This is a genomic window from Hydrogenophaga sp. (assembly GCF_019635465.1).
Classification (GTDB): Bacteria; Pseudomonadota; Gammaproteobacteria; order Burkholderiales; family Burkholderiaceae_C; genus Hydrogenophaga.
In genome coordinates this window covers 32896-58298 of the sequence record NZ_JAHBZK010000004.1, presented here as the reverse complement: position 1 = coordinate 58298, position 25403 = coordinate 32896, and the positions used below count along the sequence as shown (strand labels likewise).

At 65.8% G+C, this 25403-nt stretch carries 26 protein-coding genes; 12 read left to right on the top strand and 14 right to left on the bottom strand.

Annotation, left to right across the window (positions count from 1 at the left end):
- Positions 1–72: 72 nt before the first annotated feature.
- A complete protein-coding gene (locus KF871_RS04470; protein ID WP_291138818.1) occupies positions 73–1092 on the top strand; it encodes an aromatic ring-hydroxylating dioxygenase subunit alpha in 1020 nt (339 codons plus the stop codon).
- A 309-nt stretch (positions 1093–1401) separates the two neighbouring features.
- On the opposite strand, the gene KF871_RS04465 is transcribed toward KF871_RS04470, so the two are convergent.
- The 9 genes from KF871_RS04465 to KF871_RS04425 form a co-directional block, all read right to left on the bottom strand.
- A complete protein-coding gene (locus tag KF871_RS04465; protein WP_291138816.1) occupies positions 1402–1878 on the bottom strand; it encodes a nucleoside deaminase in 477 nt (158 codons plus the stop codon).
- A gap of 7 nt (positions 1879–1885) precedes the next feature.
- Positions 1886–2659 (bottom strand): ABC transporter permease, encoded by a 774-nt coding sequence (locus KF871_RS04460; protein WP_291138814.1) that lies wholly within the window; start codon positions 2657–2659, stop codon positions 1886–1888.
- Positions 2660–2666: 7 nt separating this feature from the next.
- Positions 2667–3503, bottom strand: coding sequence for an ABC transporter ATP-binding protein (locus KF871_RS04455; RefSeq protein ID WP_291138812.1), 837 nt, complete (start codon positions 3501–3503; stop codon positions 2667–2669).
- A 76-nt stretch (positions 3504–3579) separates the two neighbouring features.
- Complete coding sequence (locus tag KF871_RS04450; RefSeq protein ID WP_291138810.1) at positions 3580–4614, bottom strand: ABC transporter substrate-binding protein; 1035 nt, start codon at positions 4612–4614, stop codon at positions 3580–3582.
- Positions 4615–4901: 287 nt separating this feature from the next.
- A complete protein-coding gene (locus KF871_RS04445; RefSeq protein WP_291138809.1) occupies positions 4902–7178 on the bottom strand; it encodes an NADP-dependent malic enzyme in 2277 nt (758 codons plus the stop codon).
- A 74-nt stretch (positions 7179–7252) separates the two neighbouring features.
- On the bottom strand, positions 7253–8503 hold the full coding sequence (locus KF871_RS04440; RefSeq protein WP_291139234.1) for a M20/M25/M40 family metallo-hydrolase: 1251 nt from the start codon (positions 8501–8503) through the stop codon (positions 7253–7255).
- Between the two features lie 2 nt (positions 8504–8505).
- Positions 8506–10287 carry a 2-oxo-4-hydroxy-4-carboxy-5-ureidoimidazoline decarboxylase gene (gene uraD / locus KF871_RS04435; protein WP_291138806.1) on the bottom strand — a complete coding sequence of 594 codons (1782 nt, stop codon included), beginning with the start codon at positions 10285–10287 and terminating at the stop codon, positions 8506–8508.
- A gap of 4 nt (positions 10288–10291) precedes the next feature.
- Positions 10292–11239, bottom strand: a complete 948-nt coding sequence (gene puuE / locus KF871_RS04430) for an allantoinase PuuE (protein ID WP_291138804.1) — start codon at positions 11237–11239, stop codon at positions 10292–10294.
- 27 nt (positions 11240–11266) lie between these two features.
- Positions 11267–11944 carry a GntR family transcriptional regulator gene (locus KF871_RS04425; protein ID WP_291138802.1) on the bottom strand — a complete coding sequence of 226 codons (678 nt, stop codon included), beginning with the start codon at positions 11942–11944 and terminating at the stop codon, positions 11267–11269.
- Between the two features lie 65 nt (positions 11945–12009).
- Here KF871_RS04425 and uraH point away from each other — a divergent pair, with 65 nt between their 5' ends.
- Positions 12010–12363 carry a hydroxyisourate hydrolase gene (uraH, locus tag KF871_RS04420; RefSeq protein ID WP_291138800.1) on the top strand — a complete coding sequence of 118 codons (354 nt, stop codon included), beginning with the start codon at positions 12010–12012 and terminating at the stop codon, positions 12361–12363.
- A 52-nt stretch (positions 12364–12415) separates the two neighbouring features.
- On the opposite strand, the gene KF871_RS04415 is transcribed toward uraH, so the two are convergent.
- On the bottom strand, positions 12416–12895 hold the full coding sequence (locus KF871_RS04415) for a hypothetical protein (protein ID WP_291139231.1): 480 nt from the start codon (positions 12893–12895) through the stop codon (positions 12416–12418).
- Positions 12896–13119: 224 nt separating this feature from the next.
- On the opposite strand from KF871_RS04415, the gene xdhC reads away from it, so the two are divergent.
- The 5 genes from xdhC to KF871_RS04390 all read left to right on the top strand — a co-directional run bounded on the left by xdhC (position 13120) and on the right by KF871_RS04390 (position 17366).
- Positions 13120–13962, top strand: coding sequence for a xanthine dehydrogenase accessory protein XdhC (gene xdhC, locus KF871_RS04410; protein ID WP_291138798.1), 843 nt, complete (start codon positions 13120–13122; stop codon positions 13960–13962).
- A gap of 151 nt (positions 13963–14113) precedes the next feature.
- A complete protein-coding gene (locus tag KF871_RS04405) occupies positions 14114–15310 on the top strand; it encodes a urate hydroxylase PuuD (protein WP_291138796.1) in 1197 nt (398 codons plus the stop codon).
- A 25-nt stretch (positions 15311–15335) separates the two neighbouring features.
- Entirely contained in the window at positions 15336–15992 is a 657-nt protein-coding gene (locus KF871_RS04400; RefSeq protein ID WP_291138794.1) for an HAD family hydrolase, read from the top strand.
- Positions 15993–16001: 9 nt separating this feature from the next.
- Positions 16002–16379, top strand: a complete 378-nt coding sequence (locus KF871_RS04395) for a Rieske 2Fe-2S domain-containing protein (protein ID WP_291138792.1) — start codon at positions 16002–16004, stop codon at positions 16377–16379.
- Positions 16380–16391: 12 nt separating this feature from the next.
- A complete protein-coding gene (locus KF871_RS04390; RefSeq protein ID WP_291138790.1) occupies positions 16392–17366 on the top strand; it encodes a S49 family peptidase in 975 nt (324 codons plus the stop codon).
- A 30-nt stretch (positions 17367–17396) separates the two neighbouring features.
- On the opposite strand, the gene galE is transcribed toward KF871_RS04390, so the two are convergent.
- Complete coding sequence (galE, locus tag KF871_RS04385; protein ID WP_291138788.1) at positions 17397–18425, bottom strand: UDP-glucose 4-epimerase GalE; 1029 nt, start codon at positions 18423–18425, stop codon at positions 17397–17399.
- Positions 18426–18436: 11 nt separating this feature from the next.
- On the bottom strand, positions 18437–19855 hold the full coding sequence (locus KF871_RS04380) for a mannose-1-phosphate guanylyltransferase/mannose-6-phosphate isomerase (RefSeq protein ID WP_291138786.1): 1419 nt from the start codon (positions 19853–19855) through the stop codon (positions 18437–18439).
- Between the two features lie 121 nt (positions 19856–19976).
- Here KF871_RS04380 and galU point away from each other — a divergent pair, with 121 nt between their 5' ends.
- Positions 19977–20861 (top strand): UTP--glucose-1-phosphate uridylyltransferase GalU, encoded by an 885-nt coding sequence (gene galU / locus KF871_RS04375; protein WP_291138784.1) that lies wholly within the window; start codon positions 19977–19979, stop codon positions 20859–20861.
- A gap of 9 nt (positions 20862–20870) precedes the next feature.
- On the opposite strand, the gene KF871_RS04370 is transcribed toward galU, so the two are convergent.
- Both KF871_RS04370 and KF871_RS04365 read right to left on the bottom strand, forming a co-directional pair.
- A complete protein-coding gene (locus KF871_RS04370) occupies positions 20871–21644 on the bottom strand; it encodes an SAM-dependent methyltransferase (protein ID WP_291138783.1) in 774 nt (257 codons plus the stop codon).
- Complete coding sequence (locus tag KF871_RS04365) at positions 21641–22240, bottom strand: Maf family nucleotide pyrophosphatase (protein ID WP_291138781.1); 600 nt, start codon at positions 22238–22240, stop codon at positions 21641–21643. The genes KF871_RS04370 and KF871_RS04365 overlap by 4 nt, the downstream gene beginning before the upstream one ends.
- 12 nt (positions 22241–22252) lie before the next feature.
- On the opposite strand from KF871_RS04365, the gene KF871_RS04360 reads away from it, so the two are divergent.
- The 4 genes from KF871_RS04360 (at position 22253) to KF871_RS04345 (ending at position 25398) form a co-directional block, all read left to right on the top strand.
- Complete coding sequence (locus tag KF871_RS04360; protein WP_291138779.1) at positions 22253–22858, top strand: YceD family protein; 606 nt, start codon at positions 22253–22255, stop codon at positions 22856–22858.
- 183 nt (positions 22859–23041) lie between these two features.
- Positions 23042–23224, top strand: coding sequence for a 50S ribosomal protein L32 (gene rpmF / locus KF871_RS04355; protein ID WP_291138778.1), 183 nt, complete (start codon positions 23042–23044; stop codon positions 23222–23224).
- Between the two features lie 123 nt (positions 23225–23347).
- Positions 23348–24406 (top strand): phosphate acyltransferase PlsX, encoded by a 1059-nt coding sequence (gene plsX / locus KF871_RS04350; protein WP_291138776.1) that lies wholly within the window; start codon positions 23348–23350, stop codon positions 24404–24406.
- Positions 24407–24420: 14 nt separating this feature from the next.
- Positions 24421–25398, top strand: a complete 978-nt coding sequence (locus KF871_RS04345; protein ID WP_291138774.1) for a beta-ketoacyl-ACP synthase III — start codon at positions 24421–24423, stop codon at positions 25396–25398.
- Positions 25399–25403: the final 5 nt, after the last annotated feature.

The window sequence follows — 25403 nt, the reverse complement described above, 5'->3', positions numbered from 1 at the left end:
CCACCGCCAGGGTGGGCAGGAAATTGCTCTTGAGCCCCACGTTCAAGCCGTTTCCATCAGGAGTGCTTCCCCATGCTCGTCTCCCAACAAGCCGTCTTTCGCCGCCACTGGCACGCCGTCATGCCACTGACGGAACTGCAGGACGGCCCCAAACCCTTCACGCTGCTCGGCGAGGCCATCGTCCTCTTCCTCGACGAGCACGGCGCGCCTGCCGCGCTCAAGGACCGCTGCTGCCACCGCACCGCCAAACTCAGCAAGGGCTGGTGCAAGAACGGCAACCTGCAGTGCGGCTACCATGGCTGGGTCTACAACCGCAGCGGTCGCGTGATCGAGATCCCGCAGTACGGCGCTGACCGTGAGATTCCCAAGGACTACTGCACGCCTGCCTACCGTTGCGAAGCGCGCTACGGCTATGCCTGGGTGGCGCTGGAGGAGCCCGAAGCCGACATCCCCACCATGCCCGAGTTCGACGCGCCGGGCTGGCGCACCATCTTCCAGTTCTACGAAACCTGGCAGACCAGCCCGGTGCGTGCATTGGAGAACTCATTCGACAACTCGCACTTCAGCTTCGTGCACCGCGCCACCTTTGGCGTGGCGGCGCAACCCAAGCCCAGCAAGTATCAGATCGTCGAGAACGAGCAGGGCTTCTACGCCGAGACGGTGATCGACGCCGCCAACCCCGAGCGATTTCAGCGCATCAGCGGCGTCAAGGATGCGATCACCCAGCGCCACATGCGCAACGCCTACATGCAACCGTTCTCGCGCCGGCTCGACATCGAGTACCCGGGCGGTGTGCGCCACGTGATCATCAACTGCTTCACACCGATCGACGATGGCCACATCCAGTTGTGCCAATGGCTGTTCCGCAACGACACCGAGCAGGATTGCCCGGCACAGATGCTGATCGACTTTGACGCCGAGATCACGCGCGAGGACAAGGACATCCTGGAAAGCACCGACCCGGACGCGGTGGTCGACCTGCGCCGCCGCGGCGTGGAGTACTCGATGGATTCCGATCGGCCCGGCATCCTGATCCGGCGGCGCTTGATGGCGATGTTGTCCTCTGCCGGGGAGGTGGAGGTGCATCGCTGATTGCGATGCTCTTCGCTCGTTGCACATCGCGGCTCGCACGCTCGCGATCGCGGGGTACTCCACTCCGCGACTGTCCCCCGGACCGGGCTGAGCCCGGTCCTCCTCCTTTATGTCGCTGCGTGGAGCACCCCACACTCGCGGGCTGAAGTGATGGTGGCGTGACACCCGACGAGTGCCACGAGGTGGGCGGTGATCGGGGTGTCCGGCGCAGCGAAGTAAAGGAGGAGCGAAGGGCGCAGCCCTTCGCGGGGGACATGAGCGGAGCCGGACATCGCGGTTGCCGCCCACCGCAGCCCCCCGGAGATCGCCTCAGCGAGAGGCCCAGAACCCTTTGTGCGGTTCCACCATCTCGTCCACCAGTTCAGCCACTGGCCCGACCACCTCGACCGCCCGCTGCCCGCGCGCAAACACCTCACGACACGGCAGCGAGAGCGTCGGGTTCTCTTCGTGCGAGCCTGTGAGCGCGAGCAGGGCTTCTTCGCTCGCGCCATAGACCACGCGCCCGATGTCGGCCCAGTAGATGGTGCCGGCGCACATGGCGCAGGGCTCGAAGGTGGTGACCAGCGTGCACTGGCGCAGGTAGGCGCCGGGGTAGGTGCTGGCCGCATGTCGCGCCAGCGTGGCCTCGGCGTGGTTGACCGTGTCGATGTTGCCTTGCTCGGCCAGCACCGTCTCGTCATCGGGCGCTACCAGCAGCGCACCAAACGGGTGGCGCCCCATGGCAGCGGCCCGGCGCGCCACATCGTTGGCGCGTCGCAGGTGGCGCGCAACCTGTTCCGGCGTCATGCAGCGATCAGCCCTGTGATCCTCTGTGCGCCCAGGCCGTGGTGTGTTTCTCGACGAAGCTGAACAGCTCGTACATGGCCATGGCCATGGCGCCGACCACCAGCAGGCCACTGAACGCCAGGCCCATCTGCATGGACGAGCCGGCCGAGATCAGCAGGTAGCCGATGCCTTCGTTCGACGCCGTCATCTCCGACACGGTAGTGCCCACGAAGGCCAGCGTGATGGCGACCTTGAGCGAGCCGAAGAAATAGGGCATGGAGCGCGGCAGGCCGACCTTGGTGAGCACGTCCCAGCGTTTGGCACCCAGCACGCGCAGCACGTCTTCCAGCTCGGGCTCGAGCGTGGCGAGGCCGGTGGCGATGTTCACCATGATCGGGAAGAAGCTGATCAGGAAAGCCGTGAGAATGGCCGGCCCGATGCCGATGCCGAACCACACCACCAGGATCGGCACGAAGGCCGCCTTGGGCAGGGCGTTGAAGGCCGTCATCAGCGGGTAGACAGCCGCGTAGGCGATGCGCGAGCTGCCAATCAGAAAGCCCAGCAGCACACCCACCACGATGGCGATGCCAAAGCCGGCCATGGTGACCCAGAAGGTGCGCCAGGCGTGGCCCAGGATGGTGGTCTGGTGCTCCATCGTCTGTTCCCAAATGCGCGACGGGCTGGGGAAGATGAATTCCGAGACGCCGAAGCCACGGGTGATCACCTCCCAGATGATGATGATCGCGATCAGCAGCAGCCAGGGCGAGAAGCGTTCGATGTTCTTGCGTTGTTTGCCAGTCATGTGTGCCTCACTGATTGATGACCATGCCGCTCTGGCGCATGGCGCCGATGTGGCCCCGCAGCTCGTGCACGATGTCGCTGAACTCGCGGGTGTAGGTCACTTCAAGCTCGCGCGTGCGCGGGATCTCGATCTCGCGGCGCACCACGAAGCGCCCGGGGCTGCGGCTCATGCAGTACACCGTGTCGGCCAGGAAGACCGATTCGCGCAGGTCGTGCGTGACCAGGATGACATTGAAGCGCTGCGCCTCCCACAGGTCGCGCAGCGTGCACCACAGCTCTTCGCGGGTGAAAGCGTCGAGCGCGCCGAAGGGCTCGTCGAGCAGCAGCATCTTGGGCTCGTGGATGAGCGCGCGGCAGATGCTGGCGCGTTGCTGCATGCCGCCCGAGAGCTCCCAGGGAAATTTGTTCTCCATGCCGCCCAGCCCCACGCTGGCCAGCAACTTCTTCGCGCGCTCTTCGAACTCGCGCTTGCGGTCCTTGAACTGCTGGCGGAAGGGTTCGACGATCTCCAGCGGTAGCAGCACGTTGTCGATGGTGGTGCGCCAGGGCAGCAGCGACGGCGCCTGAAACGCCATGCCCGAGATCTTCAAGGGGCCAGTCACGGGTTGGCCGTCAATGCGGATCCTGCCCATGCTCGGCATCTTCAGGCCGGTGGTCAGCTTCATGAAGGTGGACTTGCCGCAACCCGACGGCCCGACGATGGCGATGAACTCGCCCCGCTTGACCTTGAGGTTGATGTCCTCGACCGCGAAGACATTCTTCGCGAGCAACTCTTCGTTGTAGGCCAGCCAGACTTCGTCGAAATCGACAAACGCGTCGTCGGCGGCGGCGGTGGGGGTGTTCATGGGCGTCCCTTGAAAGAAAGGCCAGCTACCGGTGGGCAGCTGGCCTCGTCGCTGACATCGTGGCGGGCGCGGGCCGTTACTTCTTGGCCGGCGGCAGCACGTTGAGCTCGGCGGCGCTGGGCAGCATCGAGCCGTTCCAGATCTTGGTCGGGTCGACGCGGGTCTTGGTGTTGTAGGCGTCGGAGACTTGCGAAGCCATCAGCGCCAGGCGCCCCGGCACGACCTGGCCGAAGCCTTCCTTGCGGGCGTCCGGGCTGGCCACCACGGCGTCCACGGCCAGCGCCAGGCGGCGCGTTTCGAGGCCGACGTTGATGATGCCGTCGCGCGCCTTGACCGACTCGATCGCCACGGCCGGATTAGCCATGACTTCCTTGGCACCCTTGGCGAAGGCGGTGAGGAAGGCTTTGACGGCGGCCGGGTTCTCAGCGATGAGTTTGGGCGAGGCAATGATGGCGTTGCCGTACAGCTTCACGCCGTAGTCGGCGTAGGGCAGGATGACGATGTCTTCGGCCTTGACGCCACGCGCTTCGAGGTTGAGCAGCGAGGTGAACGAGAAGCCGGTGATGGCTTCGATGTCGCCACGAACCAGCATGGTCTCGCGCAGCGGCGGGTCCATCGAGGTCCAGGCCACGTTGTTGATGTTGTTGGCCTTCTGGAAAATCGGGAAGCCCTTGCGGCCGGCATCGAACACCGGCGCGCCGAGCTTCTTGCCTTCCAGGTCAGCGGGCTTGGTGATGCCGCTCTTCTTGAGCGCGAGCACCGCGGCCGGCGTGTTGTTGTAGACCATCATCACCGCGACCGGCTTGTTCGGTGCGTCGGGGTTGTTGGCGTGGAACTCCATCAGGGCGGCCATGTCGGCAAAGCCCATGTCATAGGTGCCGGAGGCCACGCGGGTGACGGTGCCGCCCGAGCCGTTGCCCGAGTCCACCGTCACGTCCAGACCAGCCTGCTTGAAATAGCCCTTGGCGGCGGGGTGCAGGAACAGGGCGGCGGGGCCTTCGAAGCGCCAGTCGAGCTGGAACTTGATGGGGGTCTGCGCGTGCGCAACGCCCGAGAAGGCGGCAACCGCGGCCAGCGCGGCGGTGGTCTGCAGGAAACGGCGTTTGATCATGGTTTCTCCAGGGCTGGCGGGTGTTGAAGGTCGGCGAGGCATCGCCGTCGTTGCGGCGTACGGCAACTGAGTTAGCAACATCGGTGCCAGTACCGGGCAGGGGTATGCCGGACCGTGGTTCGTGTTTTGCACACCGAATGTGTATACACATTGTCCGTACGGGGGTTGGGGCGGTCATCCTGACATACCCTGAAACGGTGCACGGTCACAGTGCTGTGCGCACCGTTTCGGTTCGCTTTTTACCCGCGGTGGTGCATGCCGCCACCGCGGGGAAGCCCTATGGGTGCTTAGCGCTGGGCCGCTGCCAGGGCCGTCATGTTGAGCACGCGCCGCACGGTGGCCGCCGGCGTGAGGATGTGCACCGCGCCGGCCACGCCCATGAGCATGGGGCCCACCGTGACGCCACCGCTGGTGGTGGTCTTCATCACGTTGTAGAGGATGTTGGCCGCATCCAGGTTGGGGCAGATGAGCAGGTTGGCCGAGCCTTGCAGCGTGCCCTCGGCCAGGTAGGCCTGGCGAATCTCGGGCTGCAGTGCGGCGTCGCCGTGCAACTCGCCGTCGCACTCGATGCCGGGGTGCGCGGCCACGAACAGGTCGCGGGCCTGCGCCATCTTGCGCGCCGAGGCGCGCTTGCTGGAGCCATAGCTGGAGTGCGAGAGGAAGGCCACGCGCGGCGGGTGGCCGAAGCGTTGCACCTCCTGCACCGCCATCCAGGCGATCTCGGCCAGGTCTTCGGCGCTCGGTTCTTCGTTGACGTAGGTGTCGGCGATGAAGACCGGGCCGCGATCGGTCATGAGGGCGTTGAGTGCGGCGTAGAGGTGTGCGCCTTCGCGGTGGCCCAGGATGGTGTCGACGCGCTCCAGGTGCGTCATGTAGCTGCCGACCAGGCCGCAGATGAGCGCGTCGGCGTCGCCCAGCGCGATCATGAGCGAGCCGATGATGGTGTTGGAGCGACGCACCGCGGCCTTGGACACCTCAGGCGTGGCGCCCTGGCGACCCATGAGGCGGTGGTAGTGCTCCCAGTACTGCCGAAAGCGCGGGTCGTCTTCCGGGTTGACGTTCTCCACGTCGACGCCGAGCTTCATGCGCAGACCGGCCTTGGCGATGCGCGCCTCGATGACCGCCGGGCGGCCGATCAGGATGGGGTGGGCCAGCCGGTCGTCGATGGCCATCTGCGCTGCGCGCAGCGCGCGCTCGTCTTCGCCGTCGGCATAGGCCACGCGCTGCTTCTTCGGCTGCGCGCGTGCAGCGCCAAAGATGGGCTGCATGAGGATGCCGGTCTGGTAGACGAAGCGACCCAGCTCCTGGCGGTAGGCGTCCATGTCGGCGATGGGCCGTGTGGCCACGCCGGATTCGGCCGCTGCTTGCGCCACGGCCGGCGCGATGCGCAGGATCAGGCGCGAATCAAAGGGCTTGGGGATGAGGTAGTCGGGACCGAAGCTGAGGTCTTGCCCGGCGTAGGCGTTGGCCACTTCCTCGCTGGTCTCGCTTTTCACCAGGTCGGCGATCTGGCGCACGCAGGCGAGCTTCATCTCCTCGGTGATGCGGGTGGCGCCGCAGTCGAGCGCACCGCGGAAGATGTAGGGGAAGCACAGGACGTTGTTGACCTGGTTCGGGTAGTCGCTGCGCCCGGTGGCGATGATGCAGTCGGGGCGCACCGCCTTGGCCAGCTCGGGCCGGATCTCGGGCTCGGGGTTGGCCAGCGCCAGGATGATGGGCTGGCTGCCCATGGTTTTGACCATCTCGGCGGTAAGCACGCCTGGGGCCGAGCAGCCGAGGAACACATCGGCGCCATTGACCGCGTCGGCCAGCGTGCGCTTGTCGGTGACCTGGGCGTAGCGGGTCTTGGACTCGTCCATGCCACCCGGGCGCCCCTGGTAGAGAACGCCCTTGGAGTCGCACACGAAGATGCGGTCGCGCGCGACACCCAGGCCCACCATGACGTCCAGGCAGGCGATGGCCGCCGCGCCGGCGCCGGAGACCGCCACAGTGACCTCGCCGATCGCCTTGCCCACCAGCTCCAGACCGTTGAGCAGCGCAGCGGCGCTGATGATGGCGGTGCCGTGCTGGTCGTCGTGGAACACCGGGATGTTCAGTCGCTGGCGCAGCTGCTTCTCGATATAGAAGCACTCGGGCGCCTTGATGTCCTCGAGGTTGATGCCGCCCAGCGTGGGTTCGAGCGCGGCAATGATGTCGACCAGCTTGTCCGGGTCTTTCTCGGCGAGTTCGATGTCGAAGACGTCAATACCTGCGAACTTCTTGAACAGGCAGCCCTTGCCTTCCATCACCGGTTTGCCGGCCAGTGGCCCGATGTCGCCCAGGCCCAGCACCGCGGTGCCGTTGGTGACCACGCCGACCAGGTTGCCGCGGCTGGTGTATTCGGCCGCCAGGTTGGGGTCTTCCTGAATCGCCAGGCATGGGTAGGCCACGCCGGGCGAGTAGGCCAGCGACAGGTCGCGCTGGTTGGACAGGGGCTTGGTGGGGGCCACCGCGATCTTGCCCTTGCGGGGCGAGCGGTGGTATTCGAAGGCGGCGTCGCGCAGCGCCTGTTCAGCGGGCGTCATGGTGGTCTCCTGTCTGGTTGTGTGGCCTTGCCCGGACGATTCTGGCACCGGGCGCGCCGACCCGTGTTGGGGTATCAGCCCATGGAAAGCAGATCGAACAGCGTGCGGGCCACCACTTTGGTGGCGCGGCGCAGGTCGTCAAGGCGCACGTGCTCGTCGGCGCGCTTGGCGTTGGACTCGCGCACGGTGCGGGGGCCTGCGCCATAGATCACACCCGGGATGCCGCGTTCAACGTACAGGCGCACATCGGTGTAGAGCGGTGTGCCCACCGCGGGCACGGATTCACCGAAGAGCTCGCTCGCGTGGGTCTGCAGCGCCTTCACCAGCGGCGCGTTGCCGGGTAGCGGCCGCATGGCGCGGGCCAGCAGCATTCGGCGCACCTGCACCTGCAGGGCTTTGCCGCCGCGCGGCGGGTTGTAGCTGGCCGCGGCACGCTCGATGGTGGCGCGCAGATCGGCCTCCACCTGTGCGGGGTCCTCCTCGGGGATCATGCGCCGGTCGAGCTTGATGACCACCTTGCCGGGGATGACGTTGGTGTTGGTGCCGCCCTGGATGAGGCCGATGTTGAGGTAGGGGTGGGTGATGCCCTCGACCTCGGAGCGCACCTGCTGGTAGTCGCGGTTGAGCGCGTACAGCGCGTTGAGGATGTGCGTGGCGCCTTGCAGCGCATCGGTGCCGCTGTCGGGTATGGCGGCATGCGCCATCTCGCCTTGCACCGTCACTTCCAGCTGCAGGCAGCCGTTGTGCGCCACGACCACCTGGTAGCTGAAGCCGGCCGCGATCATCAGATCGGGGCGGGTGAGGCCTTTGTCGAGCAACCAGCCCGGGCCCAGCTCGCCGCCGAACTCCTCGTCGTAGGTGAAGTGCAGTTCCACACCACCCTTGAGCGGCAGACCCAGCGCCTCGATCGCCCGCAAGGCGAAGGTGAAGCTGGAGAAGTCGCTTTTGCTGACGGCGGTGGCGCGGCCATACATGGCGCCATCGACGATCTCGCCGCCGTAGGGGTCGTGTGTCCAGCCTTCGCCGGGCGGCACCACGTCGCCGTGGGCGTTGAGGGCGACGACAGGGCCGCTATCGCCAAAGCGGCGACGCACGATCAGGTTGGTGATGCTTTGCAGGCCCGCGGCCTGTACGTCGGCCGCGGGCACAGCGTGCTTCTCTGCGGTCATGCCCATGGCCGCCAGCAACTCGGCTGTGCGCTCGGCATGCGGCGCGTTGTTGCCGGGTGGTGTGTCGGTGGGTACACGCACCAGTTGCTGCAGAAACGCCAGCTGCTCGTCGAAATGCGCGTCGATCCAGGCGTCGAGGGTCTGGTAGGGGGTCATGGTCATGGGGTCTCGTTCGCCAGTTGGTTCAGGACGTGCTCGAAGGCGAGCACGCACAGTTCGATGTCGTCGCTGGTGCTGCTCTCCAGCGGGTTGTGGCTGATGCCGCTGTTCTCGCCACGCACGAAGAGCATGGCTTGCGGCATCACCTCGTGCAGCTTCATGGCGTCGTGGCCGGCGCCGCTGGGCATGCGGTGCGCGGGCAGGCCGAGTGCGGCCACTGCACGCTCCCAACGGGCCTGCCACTCGGGCGCACTCGGCGCTGCCGACGCGGCCATGGTTTTCTCCAGCTTCACGGCCAGGCCACGGCGCTCGCAGATGGCCTGGAGTTCAGACAACACGTCGCGCTCCAGCGCATCGCGCTGCGCGTCGAGCGGAGCGCGCAGGTCGAGCGAAAAAGTGCAGCGGCCAGGCACCACGTTGATCGAACCACCCGGTACGTTGAGCAGGCCGATGGTGGCCACCGAATCGCCGTCCTGTGTGGCGCGTCGTTCGCAATACAAGGCCAGTTCGGCCACGGCGCAGGCCGCGTCGCGACGCCGGTCCATGGGCGTGGTGCCCGCATGGCTGGCCATGCCGATGACTTCGCCCACGTGGCGCACGCTGGCGTTGATGGAGGTCACCACGCCCAGGGGCAGGCCCATCTCGTTGAGCACCGGCCCCTGCTCGATGTGGACCTCGATGAAGCCCAGGTAGCGCGATGGGTCGCGCTGGATGGCATGGATGGCGTCGAGCGATGCCGGCAGGCCGGCGCTGCGCATCGCGTCAACCATGCTCACGCCATCGGCGTCGGTCTGCGCGAGCCAGTCGGGGTTGAAGTGACCGGTGAGCGCGCCCGAGCCAAGGAAGGTGGCCTTGTATCGCTGGCCTTCCTCTTCGGCGAAGGCCACCACCTCGATGCCGAACGGCAGGCGGCGACCGGCCTGGTGCAGTCGCTCCACGCAGGCCATGGGCACGAAGATGCCAAGGCGCCCGTCGTACTTGCCACCGTTACGTACGGTGTCGTAGTGGCTGCCGGTGAGCAATCGCGGCGCGGTGGGATCGCTGCCGTGGTACACGCCCACGATGTTGCCCACCGCGTCGCGGCTCACCTCGTCAAATCCCAGCGCGGTCATCTGCGCCATCAGGTCGCGCTGGCAGGCCAGGTGGGCCTCGGTGAGGTAGGTCACCGTGAGCTGGCCTTGCTCCTTGAAACCGGGGTCGCTGTGGCGTGCGAGGTCTTCGTGCCAATCCCACACGCGGTGGCCCAGCGCGGGCTCGGCGTTGAACTTGTCGGCCAGTCGCACTTCGGCAATGCGGTGGATGTTGCGCAGTGCCTCTTCGCGCTCGAAGTCAATGGGGTTGTGCAGCCGACGCTCGAAGGTCGCAATGATCTGCTGGCGCGACAGGCCGCTGCCGCGCGGGCCGCGCACCGCGAGGATGAACGGAAAGCCGAAGCGCGCGTTGTAGTCGGTGTTGAGGCGTTGCAGCAGCGCGAACTCTTCAGGGGTGCAGTTGGTCAGGCCGGCGCGGCTTTGTTCGCCAGTGCTCTCGGCGGTCAGCGACTTCGCGACCATGGCCTTGCCGGCCAGTTCGGGGTGAGCGCGGATGAGACCCAGCTGCTCGCCGCGCGAGGCCGCGGCCAGTGTGGTCACCAGGGCCCATTTGAGGGCGGCGAGCGTCGCAAACGGGCGCTGCGCCATGGCGCGTTCCGCCACCCAGGGGGAATGCTCGTACAGGCCGTCGAGCAGTTGCACCGCTTCGGCGACGCTGGCGCTGTTGAGTTGATCGAGGGTGAGAGCCATGGCGTCACTCCGGCTGCGGGTGGTGGGCGCGCCAGTGGCGCGCGATGTCGAGCCGGCGCGTGATCCACACCTTGTCGTGCGACTGGATGTGGTCCAGGAAGCGCTGCAGCGCGGTGATGCGGCCTGGGCGCCCCAGCAGGCGGCTGTGCATGCCAATGCTCATCATCCTGGGCCGGTCCAGCCCGTTCGGGTCGCCCTCGGCGTACAGCACGTCGAAACTGTCCTTGAGGTACTGGAAGAACGGGTCGGCGTGCGAGTAGCCCTGCGGCAGTGCAAAGCGCATGTCGTTGCAGTCGAGCGTGTAGGGCACGATCAGCTGGTGTGCCACGCTGCCATCGCTCTTGTGCAGCTTCATCCAGAAGGGCAGGTCGTCGCCGTAATAGTCGGCGTCGTACTCGAAACCACCGAAATCGGCCACCAGGCGGTGCGTGTTGGGGCTGTCGCGGCCGGTGTACCAGCCCAGCGGGCGCTGGCCGGTGAGGGTGCTGATGATTTGCATGGCCTCGGCCATGTGGGCGCGCTCGGTGGCCTCGTCCACGTTCTGGTAGTGGATCCACTTGAGTCCGTGGCAGGCGATCTCGTGGCCGAGTTCGACGAACGCGGCGGTGATGTCCGGGCAGCGCTGCAGGGCGCTGGCCACGCCAAAGATGGTCAAAGGTAGGCCGCGGCGCTCGAACTCGCGCAGGATGCGCCAGACCCCCGCACGCGAGCCGTATTCGTAGATGCCTTCCATGCTCATGTGCCGCGCGGGGTAGGCCGCGGGGTTGAACATCTCGGACAGAAACTGCTCGGAGGCGTCGTCACCGTGCAGCACGCTGTTCTCGCCGCCCTCTTCGTGGTTGAGCACGAACTGCACGGCGATGTGTGCACCGCCGGGCCAGCGGGCGTGAGGTGGGTTGCGGCCGTGGCCGCGCAGATCGCGCGGGTAGGGGGCTGTGGCGTCGTAGGTCATGGCGTGGTGGGCACTGCAATGGCGCCGTCAGGGCGCGAGGGCAAGAGACAGATCGTTGGCGGGCGCCTTGCGATCAAAGGCCAGGCCCGCTTCGACATGAAGCAGGTGTTGTTCCATGAGCCTGACCGCCAGCGCCTCATCGCGTGCCGCCAGGGCCTTGACGATGGTGGTGTGCTCATCGCTGGAGTCGGCGGCGGCTTCGCTGGACTGGTACATCAGCGTGATGAGGGCGCAGCGCGAGATCAGGTCGCGCAACAGGTCGGCCAGCACCTGGTTGCCCAGCAGTTCGGCGATGCGCACGTGAAAGTCGCCCAGCAGCTCGGTGCGCCCGGGCACGTCCTGCTGGTCCACCGCAGCGCGCTCCTGCGCGATGTGCTCGCGAAGCGCACGCAGCATGGGGACGGTGGCCTGGCGCGCAAAGGTGCGGGTCATTTCGAGTTCGAGCATGCGCCGCACGTGAAACACCTGTCGGGCCTCGTCGGCGGACGGCGTGGCGACAAACGCGCCTCTGGCGGGCTCCAGTTTGATCAGCCGGTTCTGCGACAGCTGGAACAGCGCTTGCCTGACCAGGGTGCGTGACACGCCGAAATGGTCGGCCAGTTTCTGCTCGGCCAGCTTGGTGCCGGGGCGCAGGCGGTGTTCGACGATGGCCCGGGTCAGTGACTCGACGATCTGGGCCGTGCTGGAGGTTTCCATGCGCGGCATGATAGCCAGAATCGACTCAAACTGTATACACTTTCAGTCGACTGAAACTTGAAGAGGATGGCGCCATGGGCCTGAGTACCCACGTTCTGGACACGATGCACGGCTGCCCTGCCGAGGGCATGCAAGTGGCGCTGTTTCGCACCAATGGTGATGAAGCGACGCTGATCAAGCGCTTTGTGCTCAACGCCGACGGGCGCAATCCCGACGGCGTGCTGCTCGACAACGCGTCGCTCAAACAGGGCACCTACCGGCTGCTCTTTGACGTGAAGGACTATTTCGACGCACGTGGCGTGGCGCTGCCGGAACCCCGGTTCCTGGACCGGGTGGCGCTGGACTTCGGTATCGCCAATACCGAGCAGCACTACCACGTGCCCCTGCTGGTCAGCCCCTGGAGCTACTCAACCTACCGCGGCAGCTGAGGAAAAAAGAAAGGCCCGCCGAAGCGGGCCCAAACATTCAACCCCCTGGAGATCATTTGCTGCGCTGACCCTCGGTCAACGTGTCGAGCTGGAAGTTGCCGCTCTTGTCCCAGAGCCAGACGTCGGTGTAGGTGACGTGGCCCATGCGCACAGGCGCGGGGAAGGGCGATGCGGCGCGCACGGTGCGTTCGATTTCGCGCATGACGTCGGGTGCGTGGCTGGGCGCGCGCATCCAGTTCATCTTCTGTACGTTGCCGCGGTCGTCCACGTCGACCTGCAGCACGCCCACCGCGTGCAGCAGTGGCGGCAGCTTGCCTTTGTAGATGCGGCTGCCGTTCTGGGCATAGATGTGGCGTGCGCCGTCCTTGCGGTACTCGAGCGGCGAGGCGGCCTCGGAAATGTCCTTGGGCGCGGGCGCGCGGCTCACCGGTTTGGACGGGGGGGGAGCGGGCATGGGCGGTGGTGGGGGCGGTGGCGGCGGCGGGGGTGGCAGCGGCGCGGCACAAGCGGCCAGCAGCGCGGCAATGGTCACGCCGGTCCAGCGCAGGGCCTGGAGTCGGCTCGCGGCGCCTTCTGGCCGCGGTGCGGGTGGGATGTCTCGTGTCGTCATGCTCGTCGTCTCGAGTAGGTCGGTCGGTGCCCCGGGGTGCCATACCGCGCGGCGGATGCAGTGTATGTGCGGTTTCGCACAGTGCATCTGTCGCTTCGGTCGATACTCACGGCGCTTGAGTCCTCTTACAGATCCATACAGCTTCCATGTCGTCGGCGCCACAGGCCTCGCCTGAACTGCATACTTTTCTATGCCGTCTGCGCGAGGCGCCGGCGGTGCTGGTCACGGTGATCGAGTCTCGCGGGTCGGTGCCTCGGGAGGCAGGCACCTGGATGGCGGTGTTCGAACACGGTGCGCTGGGCACCATCGGCGGCGGACAGCTCGAATGGAACGCGATAAGCCGCGCCCGCACACTGCTGTCGCGACGCACGGCTGGAACAGATGTGCAATCGGTCACGCTTGGTCCTTCGCTGGGTCAATGCTGCGGGGGCGCCGTGACATTGCGTTACGAATGGGTGGATGCAGCGTCGGTGGACGGGCTGGCGGCCCGGCTGGCGTCCATGGCCACGCCCGTGGCGCTGTTTGGCGGTGGCCATGTGGGTCATGCCATCGTGCAAGCCTTGGCGCCGCTGCCGTTCGCGCTGACCTGGGTGGATAGCCGCGATGAGGTGTTTCCCCAGCCGCTGCCCCCCAACGTGATTGCCGAGCACTCCGCGCCGGTACAGGGCGCAGTGGCGACGCTGACCCCGGGCTCGCACGTGCTGATCATGAGTTTTTCGCACGCCGAAGATCTCGACATCGTGGCCGCCTGCCTCAGCCGTGTGCGCGCGCACGATGACCTGGGCCTGATCGGGCTGATCGGCAGCCGCACCAAATGGGCGAGCTTTCGGCACCGGCTCGAGGCGCGCGGATACGACGAGCCGTTGCTGGCGCGGGTGACCTGCCCGATCGGCATGCCTGGCATCGTGGGCAAAGCCCCGGCCGTGATCGCCGCCTCGGTGGCGGCACAACTGTTGCTGGAGGAATCCCGACGCCCGCAGGGCGCCTGAGCCGATACACTGCGCGGCGTTGGTGGTCGCAGCGGAGCCGGTGTGCATGCCCATGGGGCGCACCGTGTATCGCGGCCCTCGGTCGGCTCAGAGCGCCCGCGGTGGTGAGTCGAAATGCCGGACGGCCTTTGCCGTCCCTCTACGAGGTGCCATGGAAACCTATTTGCTCGATTGGGCCAATCTGCTGTTGCGCTGGCTGCACGTGATCGTCGCCATCGCCTGGATCGGGTCCTCCTTCTACTTCGTCTTTCTCGACAGCAGCCTCACCACGCCAGAGGACGAGTCCCTGCGTCGCGACGGTGCCACCGGTGAACTGTGGGCCGTCCATGGTGGCGGCTTCTACCACCCGGTCAAGTACGCGGTCTCGCCACCGCAATTGCCGGGGCACCTGCATTGGTTCTACTGGGAGAGCTACTCCACCTGGCTGTCGGGCTTCGCGCTGTTCACCGTGTCCTACCTCTGGAGTCCGACGGTCTACCTGATCGACCCGAACGTGCATGCCTGGTCGCCGTCGGCGGCCATCGCCTCGGCGGTTGGCTTCCTGGTGGTGTTCTGGCTGGCGTATGACGCGATCTGCCGCACGCTGGGCCAGACGAAGAACGGCGACGCCAAGGTCGGTGCCGCGGTGGTGGTGCTGGTCGTGCTGGCCGCCCACCTCGCAACGACACTGTTCGCGGGCCGTGCCGCTTTCTTGTTGGTGGGCGCCATGCTGGCCACCGCGATGAGCGCCAACGTCTTTGTCTGGATCATTCCGGGCCAGCGCAAGGTGGTGGCCGCGTTGAAGGGCGGGCAGCCGGTGGATCCGGTGCATGGGCAGCGCGCCAAGCAGCGCAGCGTGCACAACACCTACTTCACGCTGCCCGTGCTGTTCGCGATGCTGAGCAACCACTACAGCTTCACCTACGCCCACCCGCACAACGGCTGGGTGCTGGTCGGCATGATGGTGGCCGGTGCCGCCATCCGGCAGTTCTTCGTGCTGCGCCACGGCTTCAAGCTCGGGCGCAACGCCCACCCCTGGCCCTACGCGCTGGCAGGTGTGGTGGTGTTGGTCGCGCTCATCGCCTGGCTGCGGCCGGCGCCGGTGACGGCCAAGGCCGTGCCGGTGGAAGTGACGGCAAGTGCCGTGCAGGCCGTGGTCGCGCAGCGCTGCGTCATGTGCCACGGTGAGGCCTTGCAGTCCAAGGGCGTGCGTCTGGATTCGCCCGTTGAGCTGCAGCGCCATGCGCAGGCTGTGTACCAGCAGGCTGTCGTGGCGCGCACCATGCCGCTGAACAACGCCACCGGCATCACCGACGACGAGCGTGCCCTCATCGGGCAGTGGTTTCTGGCAGGCGCCAAGGTCGACTGAGGCGCGGGCCCGGTAGCATCGCCCCATGCCGCGACGCTTCGACCTCATTGCCTTCGACTGGGACGGAACCCTCTACGACTCAACCGCGGTCATTGCCCGCTGCATTCAGCTGGCGGTGGCCGATGTTGGCGGCCAGCCCCCCACCCGGGAACAAGCCAGCTACGTGATCGGCATGGGCCTGATGCAGGCGCTGGCCCATGCGGCGCCCGATGTGCCGCCCGACCTGTACCCGCGCCTTGGCGACCGCTACCGCCATCACTACATCGCGCACCAGAACGATCTGAGCCTGTTCGATGGGGTGCTGCCGATGCTGGAAGAACTCAAGGCGCGCCACCACTGGCTGACCGTGGCCACCGGCAAGAGCCGCCGCGGTCTCGACGACGTGCTGCGCCTCCAGGCACTTCAGGGCGTGTTCGATGGATCGCGCACAGCCGACGAAACCGCGGGCAAGCCCAGCCCGGTGATGCTCAATGAGCTGATGCGCGAGTTCGGTGTCGAGCCAGAGCGCACGCTCATGATCGGCGACACCACGCACGACCTGCAGATGGCGGTCAACGCAGGCTGCGCAAGTGTGGGCGTGAGCTACGGTGCCCACGAGCCCGATACGTTTCACGCACTGTCGCCCCTGCATGTGGCGCATTCGGTGGCCGAGCTGCATCAATGGCTCAGTGACAACGCCTGAGGAGGGCCCATGGATGCTGGCGACGCAGACCTTCATCCGCTGTGCCGCAGCGACGATCTGAGCGACGGTGGTCGTGGCGTGTCCTTCGACGTGAACTACGCGGGGCAGACCTGCCGGGCCTTCGCCATTCGCTACCGCGGCGAGGCGCATGCCTACCTGAACCGCTGCACCCATGTGGCGATGGAGCTGGACTGGCAGCCGGACCAGTTTTTTGACGACAGCGCCCAATGGTTGCTGTGCGCCACGCATGGCGCGGCTTATGCGCCCGATACCGGCGAGTGCCGAGGGGGCCCCTGCCGTGGCGGCTTGTTCAAGATCGAACTGGTCGAGTTCGACGGCGTGGTGCACTGGCGCTCGCAGTACCATCTCAAGCCCGTCGAATTCTGATCCGAGACCACCATGAACGATGACTTCAATGCCCATGGCACGCCGCGACCGGTCGGCCCTGTCTGGGAGCGCGACACGATCGAGAAGTTGCTGTTCGCGCAGTTGCAGGAGCAGCGCGCCGCGCGCCGCTGGCGCCTGTTCTTCCGGCTGGCGTGGTTGCTGGTGATCGGTGCCATTGTCTGGCTGGCCTTCAAGGCCGAGGGGGGCGCCACCTCGCAGCCTTCGACGCCCCACACCGCACTGATCGAAATCAAGGGCACGATTGCCGACGGTGCCGAAGCCAGTGCCGAGAACGTGCTGCCGGCGCTGCAGTCGGCATTCGAGGACAAGGGCGCGCAGGCGCTGGTGTTGCTGATCAATTCCCCCGGTGGCAGTCCGGTGCAGGCCGGCATCATCAACGACGAGATCCATCGGTTGAAGGCCTTGCACGGCAAGAAGGTCTATGCGGTGGTGGAAGAGACCTGCGCCTCGGCCGCCTACTACATTGCATCGGCCGCCGATGACATCTACGTCGACAAGGCCAGTCTGGTCGGCAGCATCGGCGTGCTCATGGACGGCTTTGGCTTCACCGGGCTCATGGACAAACTGGGCGTGGAGCGCCGCCTGATGGTGGCGGGGCGCAACAAGGCGTTGCTCGATCCGTTCAGCCCTCAGGATGACGAGCAGAAGGCCTACCTGCAGGCCATGCTCGACGAGATCCACCAGCAGTTCATCGCGGTGGTCAAGAAGGGTCGCGGCGATCGGCTCAAGGAAGACGCCAACACCTTCAGTGGCCTGGTTTGGAGCGGCCAGCAGGCGGTCAAGAACGGGCTGGCCGACGGCCTGGGCAATCTTGACTATGTGGCGCGCGAAGTGGTCAAGGCCGACGACATCGTCGACTACACCCAGCGCGAGAACCTTGGCTTGCGGCTGGCGCGTCGCTTCGGCGCCAGCGTGGGTGAGGGCATGTACCACGCTGCCCAGTCGGCAGGGTTTCAGCTTCGCTGAGCCCGCTCCATTGCAACTGAGGTTGCGACCTCAGTTGCGATAGCCGCTGGGGTTGCCGCTCTGCCAGCGCCAGGCGTCGGCGCACATTTCATCCAGCGTGTGCACAGCCTGCCAGCCCAGCAGCCGTTTGGCCAGCGCGGGGTCGGCCCAGCATTGCGCCACATCGCCCTCGCGCCGGGGCGCGATTCGGTAGGGCACGGTGCGGCCGCTGGCCTTCTCGAAGGCCTTGACGACTTCCAGCACGCTGTTGCCGCGGCCGGTGCCCAGGTTCACCGTGAAGCTGTCGCCGCGACCCAGCAGCGCTTGGAGCGCTGCGACGTGTCCGCGCGCAAGGTCCATCACGTGGATGTAGTCGCGCACGCCGGTGCCGTCGGGCGTCGGGTAGTCGTCACCAAACACGTTGAGGTGGTCGCGCACGCCAACCGCCACCTGGGCCACGAACGGCATGAGGTTGTTCGGAATGCCGTTCGGGTCTTCGCCGATGAGGCCGCTCGGATGAGCACCCACCGGGTTGAAGTAGCGCAGTACCCCGATGCGCCAATGCGGCTGCGCGCGCAACTGGGCGCTCAGCATGTCCTCGATGACCAGCTTGGTGTGGCCATAGGGGTTGGTGTGGCTGCGGGGAAAGTCTTCGGTGATCGGCACGCTTGCGGGGTCGCCATACACCGTGGCGCTGCTGGAAAACACCAGGGTGGGGGCCGCCGGCAGGTCTTGCGAAGCCTCGGTCATGGCCCGCAGCAGGCTGATGGCGCCGCCGAGGTTGTTGTGGAAGTACTTGAGGGGTTGCGCCACGCTTTCGCCAACGGCCTTGTCGCCGGCAAAGTGCACCACACCCACCGGTGCGTGGCGGCGCAGCACATCGGTCAACCAGGCGGTCTCGAGCAGATCGCCGCGTTCCAGGGTCAGCGAACGACCCGTGATGCGCGCCAGGCGTGCCAGCACCTCGGGGTGGCTGTTGGCAAAGTTGTCGAGGACGATGGGATCAAACCCGGCTTCGATCAGGGCAACGGCGGTGTGGCTGCCGATATAGCCTGCGCCGCCAGTGAGCAAGATTTTCATGGTGGCGGTGCTCATGTGGTTTTGGGTTGGCGACCGTAGCGGTCCTCCAGACGAACGATGTCGTCTTCGCCCAGGTAGGCGCCAGACTGCACCTCGATCATCTCCAGCTCCATCTTCCCGGGGTTGTGCAGGCGGTGAACCTCGCCGATGGGGATGTAGGTGGACTGGTTTTCCGACATCAGGAAGACGTCCTCTCCTCGCGTGACCTCGGCCGTTCCGCGTACGACGATCCAGTGTTCGGCCCGGTGATGGTGTTTTTGCAGGCTCAGCGAGGCGCCTGGTTTGACGCCGATGCGTTTGACCTGGAAGCGGTCTCCCATGTCGATGCTGTCGTACCAGCCCCAGGGGCGAGCCACTCGCCGATGGGTAGCGGCTTCGGGCACGGCGTTGTTGGCCAGGTGGGCCACGACGTCCTTGACCTTTTCCGCGTGGTCGCGTTGGGCCACGAGGAGAGCGTCCGGCGTGTCCACGATGAGCAAGTCTTGTGTACCCAGTGCCACCACCGGGCGATGCGGTGCGTGGATAAACGTGTTGCGCGAATGCAGCGCATGGCCCATGCCACGTACGCGGTTGCCTTCGCCGTCGGCTGGTGCCAGATCGGCCACTGCGTTCCAGCTGCCCACGTCACTCCAACGGCCCTGGAACGGCACCACCGCCACATTGTCGTGCGGCTCCATGACCGCGTAGTCGATGCTTTGAGACCGGCAGGCGCCGAACGTGTCGGCATCCGGGCGCACGAATTGCAGGCCGGAGAGCGATTCGGTGCGTGCATTGGCCATCGCTTGCTCGCAGACCGACAGGATGTCGGGGGCGTGGCGACGCAATGCGCCTTTCAGCGTGGAGGCCGTGGCCAGGAAGATGCCGGCGTTCCAGAGCACACCGCCCTTGAGCAACATCTGCTGCGCGGCGGCGGCCTGGGGCTTCTCGATGAAGCGCGCCACGCGGCGACTGCCATCGGAGCGAACTTCGCCCTCTTCGATGTATCCGTAGGCGGTGCTGGGAAATGTCGGGACGACGCCAAAGGTGACGATGGCACCAGCCCGCGCGGCCGCCACCCCTTGCCGGACGGTGTCTGCAAATGCAGAGGCGTCCGGGATGTGGTGGTCGGACGGACAGAACAGCAGCAGGGCATCGTCGGCACAGTGCAATGCGGCCAACGCCATGGCCGCCGCGGTATTGCGAGCCACCGGTTCCAGGATGACCGTGCCAGGCTGCCGGGCACGTTCCATTTCGTCGGCGACAAGAAAGCGGTGATCCTCAGACGCCACGCACACTGCCGGCGCGCCACACCAGGCCAAACGTTCCAATGTCAGGCGAAGGAGTGATTTGTCGCCCACCAGAGGCACAAACTGCTTGGGCAGGCTTTGGCGAGACAGTGGCCACAGGCGTGTGCCCGAGCCGCCGCAAAGCACGACGGGTGTGATGTTCATTGCAATGTGTGAGTTTCGCCCGCGATTGGCGGTGCCACTTGGGTACATGTCGGTGCATCGACATAGGCCATCGGTATTATGGGCGGTCAGTTTGACAACCGAAACCCAACTTCTGCACGCTATGACGATCCGAAAAGCCGTCTTCCCTGTGGGTGGCCTCGGCACCCGCTTCCTGCCAGCCACCAAGGCCATCCCGAAGGAAATGCTTCCGGTCGTGGACAAGCCCTTGATGCAGTACGCGGTGGAGGAGGCCTATGCCGCTGGCATCCGCGAAATGATCTTCGTGACAGGGCGAAACAAGCGCGCCATCGAGGACCACTTTGACGTGGCCTACGAACTTGAAGCCGAACTGGAAGCTGCCGGCAAAGGCGCTTTGCTGGCCTTGGTCAATTCGATCAAGCCTGACGACATGGACTGCTTCTATGTGCGTCAGCCCCGCGCGCTCGGCTTGGGACACGCGGTGCTGTGTGCCGAGCGCATGGTGGGCAATGAGCCATTCGCCGTGTTGTTGGCCGACGACCTCATGATCGGTCGGGAGCAGATGCAGGGCGGTGACACCGTGCTGGCGCAAATGGTGAAGGCATTCGATCAAAGCCCAGGCACTGTGCTGGCCGTGCAGGATGTGCCGCGCTCCGAGACCCGGCGCTACGGGGTGGTGGATGTGCACGGCGTCGATGCGCCGCTGGCCGAGGTGTTTGCCATGGTTGAGAAGCCTGCACCGGAAAAAGCGCCCTCGACGCTGGCGGTCGCTGGCCGCTACATCCTCACGCCGACGGTGTTTGACAGCATCCGGCGTCAGCCGCGTGGCGCGGGCGGCGAGATTCAATTGACCGACGGTATCGCGGCCCTCATCGGCAAGGAGCGCGTACAGGCTTTCCGCTACGACGGCAAGCGCTACGACTGCGGCAGCAAAGAGGGTTTCCTCGAGGCAACGATCGATCTCGCCCTGGCCAACCCGGAGCTCAGCGCTTCGGTCCGGGCGCATTTGCAGCGAGTGACGCCCTGACGCTCAGGCTCAGGGGCCAAATAGAAACACGCAGGGTTGGTCCATGGGCAAGGAGCTGCGCCATGGCGGCGCCTGCCGCCATTCGGAAACCAGCGCGCTGCGAACAGTCTGCTGCGGACCGCCCAGCGCGAAGGCGGCCGCCAATCGGGTGCGTGGGTTCAGGCTGTCGACCAGCGAATGCAGCAGCGCTGTATTTCGGTAAGGCGTCTCGATCACGATCTGCGTCTGGCCGCTGCGGGTGGCTTGTGAGTCCAGGTCGCGCAGTTCCCGGGCGCGCGACACCGGGTCCTGGGGCACGTAACCCACGAACGCAAATCGTTGGCCATTGAGGCCGCTGGCGGCCAATGCCAGCATGAGCGAGACCGGTCCGATCAAGGGCACGACTTCAAGGCCGAGCGCGTGCGCGGCTCGCACCACGCTGCTGCCAGGGTCGGCCACGGCGGGCATGCCGGCCTCGCTCAACAGCCCGACGTCATGGCCTTGTAGCGCTGGCGCCAGCAGGGGTCGCGCCGCTTCGTCCAGGGCGCCAGCCTGATGGTCCCCCCGCTTGTGGGCCTGGCGTGGCAGCTCGGTCATCATGAGCGATTGAAGCGGGGTATCCAGCGGATGCAGCGCGTCGACCCGTTTGAGAAAGGCGCGTGCGCTCTTGGCGTTTTCTACGATCCAGTGGGAAACCCCCGCTGCAGTGGCGATGGTGTCGCCTGGCAGCGAATGGGCCAGGGGTTGCGCCTCGGCGCCAAAGTCCAGCGGCGTGGGCACCAACAGCAGTCGACCCGTTCTCATGGCAACACCAGGCCAGCTTCGCGCAACAAGCGACAGGTGCGGATCAGCGGCAGACCAATCAGAGCCGTGGGATCGTCGCTGTCGATGCGATCAAGCAGCGCGATGCCCAAGCCCTCACTTTTGGCGCTGCCGGCGCAGTCATAGGGTTGCTCGGCGAGCAGATAGCGCTCGATCTCGGCATCGGACAGGTCGCGAAACCGGACGTGCACGGCCGCCAGGTCGTGGGCTTCAAATCCTGTGGCCTGACAGGCGACGGCCAGCGCCGTTTGAAAGACCACCGTGCGCCCCCGCATCCGGCGCAACTGCTCGACGGCTCGTGCATGGGTGCCTGGTTTTCCCAGCGGCACACCGTCCAGGTCGGCAACCTGGTCGCTGCCGATCACGATGGCCTCGGGGTGGCGCTGCGCCACGGCCCTGGCCTTGGCCAGGGCGAGCCGGGTGGCCAGGGCCGCGGGCGTCTCTGCGGGCAGCGTCGTTTCGTCGACATCGGGCGCTGCAACCTCGAACGGTAGACCCAGACGCGACAGCAGTTCTCGTCGGTAGCGGGAAGTGGAGCCGAGCACGAGGGCGCGGCTGGCGGGCGGTGCGTGGTTCATGGCGCTATTGTGATGACCGCTCTCTACAATCGCCGGATGCCGTCCGCCCCCAGGTCTCCAAGCAGCGTTTTCAATCCACGACGCCTTGACGCTGTCCGGTTCGCTCAGGAAGGGGCGGTTCTGGAAGGTGCCTTGCCATTGGCCGATCTTCGGCGGCTCTGCGAGGACCTAGTAGAGGGTGCTGACCGCACGGTGGCGGTTCGCTGGTCTGCCGAAGGGGAATGGCGTGCCGGGGGAGCTGGTGGCGCACCTCAGGGCTGGATGCATTTACAGGTGGAGGCAACTGTACCTCTGACCTGTCAGCGATGCCTGGGCGCGGTCCAGTCACCGATACCGATCGATCGCTGGTTCCGGTTTGTGGCCGATGAGGCCGCCGCCGATGCGCAGGACGATGACTGCGACGAAGACCTGCTCGCCATTGAACCTCGGCCCGATCTTCTCGCCGTGGTCGAGGACGAACTGATCATGGGCCTGCCGCTTGTGCCAATGCACGACACCTGCCCGGACCACCCTGAAGCGCTCTCGCCTCCGCGAGCCGAAGGCACCGAAGAGCCGACCGAAATGGGCGGCCGGCCGAATCCCTTTGCAGCGCTGGCCCGACTCAAAGGCAAGCAGTGAGCCTCTTGTTGGTTGATCATTTGGAGTCAGGCTATAATGCTTGGCTTTGCGCCAGGGCGGGCCGAGGATGCGGGAGCATTCGCAGGGCCCAGTCGGCATCGGATGCAGGGCATGCGCCCGCACTGATTCCGCGGCAGGCCCCAACGCCCTTAGGTCCCAACCCATCTTTCCCAGGAGCCCATCATGGCCGTCCAGCAAAACAAGAAATCGCCTTCCAAGCGTGGCATGCACCGCTCGCACAACGCCCTGTCGGTGCCGGGCATTGCCGTCGAACCCACCACGGGCGAAACGCACCTTCGACACCACGTCAGCCCCAACGGCTTCTACCGCGGCCGTCAGGTGCTCAAGAACAAGTCCGAGGCCTGAGCCTCGGCGGGATTGGCCGGGTAGCCTCTCGGGGCGCCGGCGTCCTTCAGCTGTGACAGGCCCGCATGCGGGCCTTTTTCATTACAAAAACGCGCGATTCATGCGCCCGACCGGGATGTTGAGATGATCACCGTCGCTGTGGACTGCATGGGGGGAGACATCGGACCGGCTGCCACGTTGCCGGCCTGCACGGCCTTTTTGGCGACCCACCCGGACGCGCGGGTGCTGCTGGTGGGCCGCCCCGACGTGTTGCGCGGCTGGCCCAGGGTGTTCGATGATTCGCGCTGCGTACTGGTGCCGGCCAGCGAAGTCGTCACCATGGACGACCCCATTGAAATCGCGCTGCGCCGAAAGAAGGATTCGTCCATGCGTGTGGCGATCCAGCAAGTCAAAGAAGGGCACGCCCAGGTCGCGGTCTCGGCCGGCAATACCGGTGCGCTCATGGCCATCTCGCGCTATTTGCTCAAGACCCTGGATGGCATCGAGCGCCCTGCCATCGCCACCCAATTGCCCAATGCGCTGGGCGGCGCGACCACCGTGCTTGACCTTGGCGCCAATGTGGATTGCAGTGCAGAGCACCTGCTTCAGTTCGCCGTCATGGGATCGGCACTTGTGGCTGCGAGCACTGGCAAGGCGGAACCTTCCGTGGGGCTGCTCAACGTCGGCGAAGAAGTCATCAAAGGCAGCGAGGTGATCAAGCAGGCCGGCCAGCTTCTGCGCAGTGCTGCCGCCGCTGGCGATCTGAATTTCCACGGCAACGTGGAAGGCAACGACATCTTCAAGGGCACCACCGACATCGTGGTCTGCGATGGATTCGTGGGCAACGTGGCCTTGAAGGCCAGCGAGGGACTGGCGTCGATGATTGCCGGTTTTTTGCGCGAAGGGTTCACCAGCAGCCCGTGGCGCAAACTCGTGGGTTTGCTTGCCATGCCGATCATCAATGCCTTTCGGGATCGCGTTGATCACCGCCGCTACAACGGCGCCGCGTTGCTCGGCCTGCAGGGGCTGGTTTTCAAGAGCCATGGATCGGCCGATTCATTGGCCTTCGAGCACGCGTTGGCGCGCGCTTATGATGCGGCCTCTCGCGGCCTGCTCGACAACGTTCGGCAGCGCATCGCGCACGCCAAGCCGCTGTTGTCCCCGGACACCGTGAGCGAGCTCGGCAACATTCCGACCATCTGAGCGCGCATTCCCGCATGACCCGTTACTCTCGTATCACCGGCACCGGCAGCCATCTCCCGCCGCGTCGCCTGACCAACGACGACATGGTGGCCATGCTCGCGCCGCGTGGCGTCGAAACCAGCGATCAATGGATCATTGAGCGCACTGGTATCAAAGCGCGTCACTTCGCTGCAGACGGTGTCTTCGCCAGTGACATGGGTGCTCAAGCGGCACTCGAGGCGCTCAAGTCCGCGGGGTGTGAGGCTCACGATATTGACTTGATCGTGGTGGCCACTTCCACGCCAGATATGGTCTTCCCTTCAACGGCGGCCATCATCCAGCACAAGCTGGGCGTCGCAGGGTGCCCCGCATTTGATGTGCAGGCGGTGTGCAGCGGTTTCGTCTACGCGCTGACCGTGGCCGATGCGATGATTCGCACAGGCAGTGCGCACAAGGCGCTGGTCATCGGCACAGAGGTGTTTTCGCGCCTGCTGAACTTCAACGATCGCACTACATGCGTGCTCTTCGGAGACGGCGCAGGTGCTGTGGTGCTTGAGGCTTCCGAGACGCCTGGCATCCTGGCCAGCGACCTTCATGCGGATGGCAAGCATGCCGGCATTCTGTGTGTACCTGGCCATGTGTCGGGTGGTGAGATTCTCGGCGACCCCCTGCTCAAGATGGATGGGCAGGCGGTGTTCAAGCTGGCGGTCGGCGTCCTGGAGGATGCGGCCAGAACCGTTCTCGCCAAGGCAGGTCGCTCGGATGCGGACATCGACTGGCTCATCCCGCATCAGGCCAACATCCGCATCATGCAAGGTACGGCCAAGAAGCTGAAGTTGCCCCTGGACAAGCTGGTGGTGACGGTTGATGAACACGGAAACACCTCGGCCGCGTCCATTCCACTGGCACTTGACCATGCTGTGCGCACCGGCAAGATCAAGCGCGGCGACACGCTGATGCTTGAAGGTGTGGGTGGCGGGTTCACCTGGGGCGCCGTGCTGCTGGATTTCTGAGCGTT

Bases quoted from the DNA above. Each gene is read 5' to 3' on its own strand.
- KF871_RS04470 (WP_291138818.1), top strand. From the start codon at position 73: ATGCTCGTCTCCCAACAAGCCGTCTTTCGCCGCCACTGGCACGCCGTC.
- KF871_RS04465 (WP_291138816.1), bottom strand. From the start codon at position 1,878: ATGACGCCGGAACAGGTTGCGCGCCACCTGCGACGCGCCAACGATGTG.
- KF871_RS04460 (WP_291138814.1), bottom strand. From the start codon at position 2,659: ATGACTGGCAAACAACGCAAGAACATCGAACGCTTCTCGCCCTGGCTG.
- KF871_RS04455 (WP_291138812.1), bottom strand. From the start codon at position 3,503: ATGAACACCCCCACCGCCGCCGCCGACGACGCGTTTGTCGATTTCGAC.
- KF871_RS04450 (WP_291138810.1), bottom strand. From the start codon at position 4,614: ATGATCAAACGCCGTTTCCTGCAGACCACCGCCGCGCTGGCCGCGGTT.
- KF871_RS04445 (WP_291138809.1), bottom strand. From the start codon at position 7,178: ATGACGCCCGCTGAACAGGCGCTGCGCGACGCCGCCTTCGAATACCAC.
- KF871_RS04440 (WP_291139234.1), bottom strand. From the start codon at position 8,503: ATGACCCCCTACCAGACCCTCGACGCCTGGATCGACGCGCATTTCGAC.
- uraD (WP_291138806.1), bottom strand. From the start codon at position 10,287: ATGGCTCTCACCCTCGATCAACTCAACAGCGCCAGCGTCGCCGAAGCG.
- puuE (WP_291138804.1), bottom strand. From the start codon at position 11,239: ATGACCTACGACGCCACAGCCCCCTACCCGCGCGATCTGCGCGGCCAC.
- KF871_RS04425 (WP_291138802.1), bottom strand. From the start codon at position 11,944: ATGCCGCGCATGGAAACCTCCAGCACGGCCCAGATCGTCGAGTCACTG.
- uraH (WP_291138800.1), top strand. From the start codon at position 12,010: ATGGGCCTGAGTACCCACGTTCTGGACACGATGCACGGCTGCCCTGCC.
- xdhC (WP_291138798.1), top strand. From the start codon at position 13,120: ATGTCGTCGGCGCCACAGGCCTCGCCTGAACTGCATACTTTTCTATGC.
- KF871_RS04405 (WP_291138796.1), top strand. From the start codon at position 14,114: ATGGAAACCTATTTGCTCGATTGGGCCAATCTGCTGTTGCGCTGGCTG.
- KF871_RS04400 (WP_291138794.1), top strand. From the start codon at position 15,336: ATGCCGCGACGCTTCGACCTCATTGCCTTCGACTGGGACGGAACCCTC.
- KF871_RS04395 (WP_291138792.1), top strand. From the start codon at position 16,002: ATGGATGCTGGCGACGCAGACCTTCATCCGCTGTGCCGCAGCGACGAT.
- KF871_RS04390 (WP_291138790.1), top strand. From the start codon at position 16,392: ATGAACGATGACTTCAATGCCCATGGCACGCCGCGACCGGTCGGCCCT.
- galE (WP_291138788.1), bottom strand. From the start codon at position 18,425: ATGAAAATCTTGCTCACTGGCGGCGCAGGCTATATCGGCAGCCACACC.
- KF871_RS04380 (WP_291138786.1), bottom strand. From the start codon at position 19,855: ATGAACATCACACCCGTCGTGCTTTGCGGCGGCTCGGGCACACGCCTG.
- galU (WP_291138784.1), top strand. From the start codon at position 19,977: ATGACGATCCGAAAAGCCGTCTTCCCTGTGGGTGGCCTCGGCACCCGC.
- KF871_RS04370 (WP_291138783.1), bottom strand. From the start codon at position 21,644: ATGAGAACGGGTCGACTGCTGTTGGTGCCCACGCCGCTGGACTTTGGC.
- KF871_RS04365 (WP_291138781.1), bottom strand. From the start codon at position 22,240: ATGAACCACGCACCGCCCGCCAGCCGCGCCCTCGTGCTCGGCTCCACT.
- KF871_RS04360 (WP_291138779.1), top strand. From the start codon at position 22,253: ATGACCGCTCTCTACAATCGCCGGATGCCGTCCGCCCCCAGGTCTCCA.
- rpmF (WP_291138778.1), top strand. From the start codon at position 23,042: ATGGCCGTCCAGCAAAACAAGAAATCGCCTTCCAAGCGTGGCATGCAC.
- plsX (WP_291138776.1), top strand. From the start codon at position 23,348: ATGATCACCGTCGCTGTGGACTGCATGGGGGGAGACATCGGACCGGCT.
- KF871_RS04345 (WP_291138774.1), top strand. From the start codon at position 24,421: ATGACCCGTTACTCTCGTATCACCGGCACCGGCAGCCATCTCCCGCCG.